Below are 5,510 nucleotides of genomic sequence, written 5' to 3'. Positions count from 1 at the left end.
AAGGGCAAAAAAAGAGTCGGAAGACAGGAAATCCTGCCTTCCAACTCTTTTTTTAGTCTCCCATTGATTTAAAGGAAGGGTTTTTCAGTGGCCTCCATTCAAGCTGGAGCGCCTTTTTCCATTTCTTTGTTCTTTCTAAGAAGTACCATTCATTTTTAAAAATGATTTGAGATAAATGCTTGTTCTTCTTCCGCATCCAATAATCCAGTTGCACGGCCGACAGTTCCACCGTTTAACTTCCAAATATAATTATGGACTTCTACTGCGTTAGCAAAATCGCCTTTTTGCCACTGGGTCAGAACCTCCAAGTAATAGTCTGCATATTGATAATAATTTTCGTTTGTTTTAATAATGGTCATCAGATTTTCAATATTTTGGGGTGTCATTTCGATTGCTCCCCATTTGTCCTTCGCTGCGACTTTCTGATGGGTCATCAGATGCAAATACTTTTGTATCCGCTTCTCATCCATCTCTGGCTCACTGCTGCTTGCGCCCGGGTTGTTGCTCACTTCTTCAACTTTCGGCTCATCCTTTTCTTGGACGATATTTTGTGCTGCTGCCGTTATTTCTTCTTCGTCTGTTTTCGCAAAAGACTGCTGGATAAAGAAATACCCGCCAACGCCAATTAACGCGATAACCGCTAGGATACTTCCACTAGTTAAAACGGTCCTCATCATTTATCACTTCCTAAACTTCTGATTTCAAGCTCCTATTTCATTATCTATTACCAATTACTGGTTGACAATCAAAACTTCTATACGTATTTCTGTATCACTAACAATTTTATAGAACCCAAAGTGCATAAGGAATTGCAGATATAACCATTCCATTATAAGCCTGCTTTCAAGATAAATTAATTCACAAAATATGAATAAATTGCCCTATTATCTTCTATTGAATAATTTGAAAAAGAGCCTATAATTCAAGTTGTAAACAACATAAATTCTTGATACATATCAAAAATATTTATCAAGGAGGAAGTACAATGAAAAAGTTTCTCGTTGCCCTCATGGTCGCTTTCCTTAGTCTATCTGCCATGTCTGCTGTTAGTGCCCATCCGCATCACGACGATGACGATAAGATGAGCGTTCGGGAACAACTGGCAATCAGCAAAAAGGCGCTTGAGAAGTATCGGGATATTGATGTCGCGCTGGATGAGGGTTTTAAAGGATTAGTACCTGGCGCTTGTGTGCCGAACATGGGAATTCACTTGATCAAACCGAATCGGGTAGACGATGCAAAACTTCACATCAAAAGACCAGAAATATTAGTTTACGAACCGCTGAAAAATGGCAAATACAAACTAGTGGCTGGAGAATGGTATGTGCCGGCTGAAAAAACTAAAAAAACACCGGTACTCTTCGACCAGAAATTCCAAGGTCCAATGGCTAACCACGACGGATCACCCGGAAAGCATTATGATCTGCACGTATGGCTTTTCAAAAAAAATCCGGATGGCATCTTTAAGCCGGAGAACAAGCGTGTCAGCTGTAAATACGCAAAATGATTGAAGTCAAAGTTAAAAATAACTGCAAAAGCCAGTGTAAAGAACGTCTTTTACACTGGCTTTTACAATTTCAACTATGTACTTTTTGTACTATCATTTTAAAACCTACTCAACGACAGAACTTCATATAGAAATTGTTTTGAAGAAAAGAAAAAAGGCCCTAACCGTTAAGTTAGAACCTTCTTTCTATAAGCTTTTTATACCGGCGGTCGGGGTCGAACCGACACTCCAGAAGGAACACGATTTTGAGTCGTGCGCGTCTGCCAATTCCGCCACGCCGGCGAATGTGCTAAACGAACGCTTATAAATATACCATACTAGCAGCGTGAAGCCAATAGTTATTTCTATATCTCTATAAAAAAGCAGCACTGGAATTTTCCAGTGCTGCTTTCTTTTTATTAGAAAAAGAGGTTCAGAACAAAATAAGAGCATGCTGCCAACGTAGCAGAAATGGGTAACGTAATAACCCAAGTAACTAGCATGGTTTGGGCTGTTCCCCATTTAACGCCTTTTAAGCGGTGAGACGCGCCTACCCCCATAATAGAAGAAGAAATTACATGCGTCGTACTCACTGGCAAATGAATAAACGTAGCTCCTGTTAAATCAGCGGCAACCCCGTTAACCGGACGGATTTTCATGATCTTGCCGCCAACGGTTTTGATAATTCTCCAGCCTCCTACGGACATGCCAAGTGCTATGGCAGCCGCACAGGAGACCTGTACCCAGGTTTGAATGCCGTCACCTAATTGGAAGTTGTTTACGATCATAGCCATCGTAATAATCTCTGTAACATTACACAATTTCCATAAAATAACATTCTGTTAATATAGTTTTAGTTTCATAAAAACAGCTTATGGGAAGAAGAAATCTACGAGTTGTTTTTATAGAGTCGAAATTAAATTAATAAATTTTTTTCAACCTTTCCATCTTTTATCACCACCGCTATGTTTCCCGTGTTTTCCAAAGAACGAATATCTTCTAGCGGATTGGTCTTAGTAATAACAATATCAGCCAGTTTCCCAACCTCTAGTGTTCCTAATTCTTTGTTCCAACCCATGCACTCTGCGGCAACTTTTGTTGTCGCCAAAATGGCTTCCATCGGCGACATGCCAATATCACACATTAATCCAAGCTCTCTCAAGTTTGTGCCATGAGCCATGAGCCATGACCCCAGCGTCGGTGCCCATCGCAATTTTCACTCCAGCTTTATAAGCTCTCATAATACTTTCCCGATGGGCTTCCACCACTTCACGCGCTTTTTGCACCGCATATTCCGGCATGCTTTCATTTAGTTCACTGGCTTCCACTACCGAAATCGGTGCCAGTAAAGTAGGAACCAAGTAAGTGCCATTCTCCAACATTAACTCGATTGCTTCTTCATCCAGGTAAATTCCATGTTCAATAGAGTGAATCCCCGCACGAACAGCATTTTTGATGCCGGCAGCTCCTTGGGCATGTGCCATAACTTTTATTCCGCGCCGGAAAGTGGCTTCCTCTACAATAATTTCTAGCTCTTGTTGTGAATACTGGGTAAACTCCGGATGATCTGTCGGGCTCATGACGCCGCCAGTTGCATGCACTTTGATGATTTCCGCTCCTGCTCTTAGCATTTCCCTTACCTTTTGCCGAACCTGTTCTGCACCGTCACAAATACCGCTAGGCATACCTGGATAGCTTTTAGGGGTAGTATCAATGCCTGAGCGCATCCATGAGTCTCCATGCCCTCCAATAATCGTCAGAGGGTTAATACTAAGTTGCATACGCGGACCAGTTACGAGACCTTTCTCAACAGCTAGTTTTACTCCAAGATCCGTAAATCCAGCATCCCGCACTGAAGTAATTCCGGCATCAAGCGTCCGCCTCATATATCCAATAGCTTCGTAAAACTTAAAAGCAAAGGGCGTATTGAGAGATTCTCGTATATCTTTGATTTCCATTACCATATGGACATGCGTATCAATAAAACCCGGCAAGATAAAGCCGCCTTGTGCATCAATTATTTGCACATCTTTGTCAGGAATTGTAATGTCCGTAAGCAGACCAACTGACTCAATCTGGTTATCATTCAATAAGACTCCTGCATTTTCTACTCTATTGCTTCCTGTACCATCGATCAACGTTCCATTCTTGATTAAGGTATATCCCACTAAAACCCCTCCTAAATTTTTAAATATTTAAACTATTACTAATACTACCATTTCCATTTAAGCTCTCAAACCTTTTAAAATAAAACCCCTCCATGCTAATAGCATGGAGGGGTTCAAGCAATATTCTCAAAATATAGTAGAAGCACAAAAAAAGACTTCTCACAAAAGTGAGAAGTCTTTTTGCTACAGCTTACTGTCCGTAGCCTGATACCGGCGGTCGGGGTCGAACCGACACTCCAGAAGGAACACGATTTTGAGTCGTGCGCGTCTGCCAATTCCGCCACGCCGGCAAAATAATTATGGAGGCGGCAACCGGACTCGAACCGGTGATAAGGGTGTTGCAGACCCATGCCTTACCACTTGGCTATGCCGCCAGAAAAATTGGAGCGGAAGACGGGGGTCGAACCCGCGACCTCCACCTTGGCAAGGTGGCGTTCTACCACTGAACTACTTCCGCAAAAGCTGGGGTACCTGGATTCGAACCAGGGCATGACGGGATCAAAACCCGTTGCCTTACCGCTTGGCTATACCCCAATAACTAGATGGGGCGGACGAGGGGAATTGAACCCCCGAATGCCGGAATCACAATCCGGTGCGTTAACCACTTCGCCACGACCGCCACTTTATTATTTTTATAAGTTATGAAAATGAAATTAAAAACATGGGGCGGACGAGGGGAATTGAACCCCCGAGTGCCGGAATCACAATCCGGTGCGTTAACCACTTCGCCACGACCGCCATCATATAAATTTAAAATTGGCAGGGGCAGTAGGAATCGAACCCACATCGGAGGTTTTGGAGACCTCTGTTCTACCGTTAAACTATGCCCCTATAAAACTGGTGGTGGGGGGCAGATTCGAACTGCCGAACCCGAAGGAGCGGATTTACAGTCCGCCGCGTTTAGCCACTTCGCTACCCCACCGAAAACATGGTGCCGGAGAAAGGACTTGAACCCTCAACCTACTGATTACAAGTCAGTTGCTCTACCAGTTGAGCTACTCCGGCATGGAGTTAAAAAATATGGTGGCTCAGGACGGAATCGAACCGCCGACACAAGGATTTTCAGTCCTTTGCTCTACCGACTGAGCTACTGAGCCACATATGGATAAAAATGGCGGTCCCGACCGGGATCGAACCGGCGATCTCCTGCGTGACAGGCAGGCATGTTAACCGCTACACCACGGGACCATTTGGTTGCGGGGGCAGGATTTGAACCTGCGACCTTTGGGTTATGAGCCCAACGAGCTACCGAACTGCTCCACCCCGCGACAATATTATTGGTATTACTTTACTTCTTTTTTGCTCTCTTTGTCGAGCAAAGGATTCTTTTTCGTTACAGCTGATTATGTATCAAGCGAAAATGGTGGAGGATGACGGGATCGAACCGCCGACCCTCTGCTTGTAAGGCAGATGCTCTCCCAGCTGAGCTAATCCTCCAACTATTAAAATGAATGGTGACCCCTACGGGATTCGAACCCGTGTTACCGCCGTGAAAGGGCGGTGTCTTAACCGCTTGACCAAGGGGCCATACTATGTAATTCGAGAGTTATATTCTGGCGGAGAGCAAGGGATTCGAACCCTTGAGACGGTTGCCCGCCTACATGATTTCCAATCATGCTCCTTCGGCCACTCGGACAGCTCTCCAAAAAATGGCTCCGAAGGTAGGATTCGAACCTACGACCATCGCATTAACAGTGCGGTGCTCTACCACTGAGCTACTTCGGAATAATATTGATCAGCCTGGCAACGTCCTACTCTCACAGGGGGAGACCCCCAACTACCATCGGCGCAAAAGAGCTTAACTTCCGTGTTCGGGATGGGAACGGGTGTGGCCTCTTTGCCATCATCACTGGACT

2 protein-coding genes, 17 tRNA genes, 1 rRNA gene and 2 pseudogenes are annotated in these 5,510 nt (G+C 44.4%); 1 reads left to right on the top strand and 21 read right to left on the bottom strand.

Features of this window, described 5'->3' with window-relative positions; translation table 11 throughout:
• Positions 1-155 precede the first annotated feature (155 nt).
• Entirely contained in the window at positions 156-677 is a 522-nt protein-coding gene (locus B0H99_RS17480) for a DUF6241 domain-containing protein (protein WP_106534957.1), read from the bottom strand.
• Positions 678-985: 308 nt separating this feature from the next.
• On the opposite strand from B0H99_RS17480, the gene B0H99_RS17475 reads away from it, so the two are divergent.
• Positions 986-1,507, top strand: a complete 522-nt coding sequence (locus tag B0H99_RS17475; RefSeq protein WP_106534956.1) for a hypothetical protein — start codon at positions 986-988, stop codon at positions 1,505-1,507.
• Between the two features lie 200 nt (positions 1,508-1,707).
• Here B0H99_RS17475 and B0H99_RS17470 read toward each other — a convergent pair.
• The 20 genes and pseudogenes from B0H99_RS17470 to rrf all read right to left on the bottom strand — a co-directional run bounded on the left by B0H99_RS17470 (position 1,708) and on the right by rrf (position 5,508).
• Positions 1,708-1,789 (bottom strand) — tRNA-Leu (locus B0H99_RS17470).
• Positions 1,790-1,905: 116 nt separating this feature from the next.
• Positions 1,906-2,289, bottom strand: a pseudogene (locus B0H99_RS17465) (anion permease); the annotation flags it as partial.
• A gap of 113 nt (positions 2,290-2,402) precedes the next feature.
• Positions 2,403-3,654 (bottom strand): annotated as a pseudogene (locus B0H99_RS17460) (metal-dependent hydrolase family protein).
• Between the two features lie 208 nt (positions 3,655-3,862).
• Positions 3,863-3,944, bottom strand: a tRNA-Leu gene (locus tag B0H99_RS17455).
• A 10-nt stretch (positions 3,945-3,954) separates the two neighbouring features.
• A tRNA-Cys gene (locus B0H99_RS17450) sits at positions 3,955-4,028 on the bottom strand.
• An 8-nt stretch (positions 4,029-4,036) separates the two neighbouring features.
• Positions 4,037-4,111, bottom strand: a tRNA-Gly gene (locus B0H99_RS17445).
• Between the two features lie 5 nt (positions 4,112-4,116).
• Positions 4,117-4,188 (bottom strand) — tRNA-Gln (locus B0H99_RS17440).
• A gap of 9 nt (positions 4,189-4,197) precedes the next feature.
• A tRNA-His gene (locus B0H99_RS17435) sits at positions 4,198-4,273 on the bottom strand.
• A 43-nt stretch (positions 4,274-4,316) separates the two neighbouring features.
• Positions 4,317-4,392: transfer RNA gene (locus B0H99_RS17430), tRNA-His, on the bottom strand.
• A 19-nt stretch (positions 4,393-4,411) separates the two neighbouring features.
• Positions 4,412-4,485, bottom strand: a tRNA-Trp gene (locus tag B0H99_RS17425).
• A 7-nt stretch (positions 4,486-4,492) separates the two neighbouring features.
• Positions 4,493-4,576 (bottom strand) — tRNA-Tyr (locus B0H99_RS17420).
• A gap of 7 nt (positions 4,577-4,583) precedes the next feature.
• Positions 4,584-4,659 (bottom strand) — tRNA-Thr (locus B0H99_RS17415).
• A gap of 16 nt (positions 4,660-4,675) precedes the next feature.
• Positions 4,676-4,751, bottom strand: a tRNA-Phe gene (locus B0H99_RS17410).
• A gap of 15 nt (positions 4,752-4,766) precedes the next feature.
• Positions 4,767-4,842 (bottom strand) — tRNA-Asp (locus B0H99_RS17405).
• 3 nt (positions 4,843-4,845) lie between these two features.
• Positions 4,846-4,922 (bottom strand) — tRNA-Met (locus B0H99_RS17400).
• Positions 4,923-5,015: 93 nt separating this feature from the next.
• Positions 5,016-5,091, bottom strand: a tRNA-Val gene (locus B0H99_RS17395).
• A gap of 15 nt (positions 5,092-5,106) precedes the next feature.
• Positions 5,107-5,181, bottom strand: a tRNA-Glu gene (locus B0H99_RS17390).
• 27 nt (positions 5,182-5,208) lie between these two features.
• Positions 5,209-5,298: transfer RNA gene (locus B0H99_RS17385), tRNA-Ser, on the bottom strand.
• Positions 5,299-5,304: 6 nt separating this feature from the next.
• Positions 5,305-5,379: transfer RNA gene (locus B0H99_RS17380), tRNA-Asn, on the bottom strand.
• 13 nt (positions 5,380-5,392) lie between these two features.
• A 5S ribosomal RNA gene (gene rrf, locus B0H99_RS17375) occupies positions 5,393-5,508 on the bottom strand.
• Positions 5,509-5,510: the final 2 nt, after the last annotated feature.

This window comes from Planomicrobium soli, from assembly GCF_003014655.1.
GTDB lineage: Bacteria > Bacillota > Bacilli > Bacillales_A > Planococcaceae > Planococcus > Planococcus soli_B.
This window is presented reverse-complemented; position numbering and strand designations above follow the sequence as displayed.

Excerpts from the sequence above, each read along its gene's own strand:
- B0H99_RS17480 (WP_106534957.1), bottom strand. The coding sequence starts at position 677 with ATGATGAGGACCGTTTTAACTAGTGGAAGTATCCTAGCGGTTATCGCG.
- B0H99_RS17475 (WP_106534956.1), top strand. The coding sequence starts at position 986 with ATGAAAAAGTTTCTCGTTGCCCTCATGGTCGCTTTCCTTAGTCTATCT.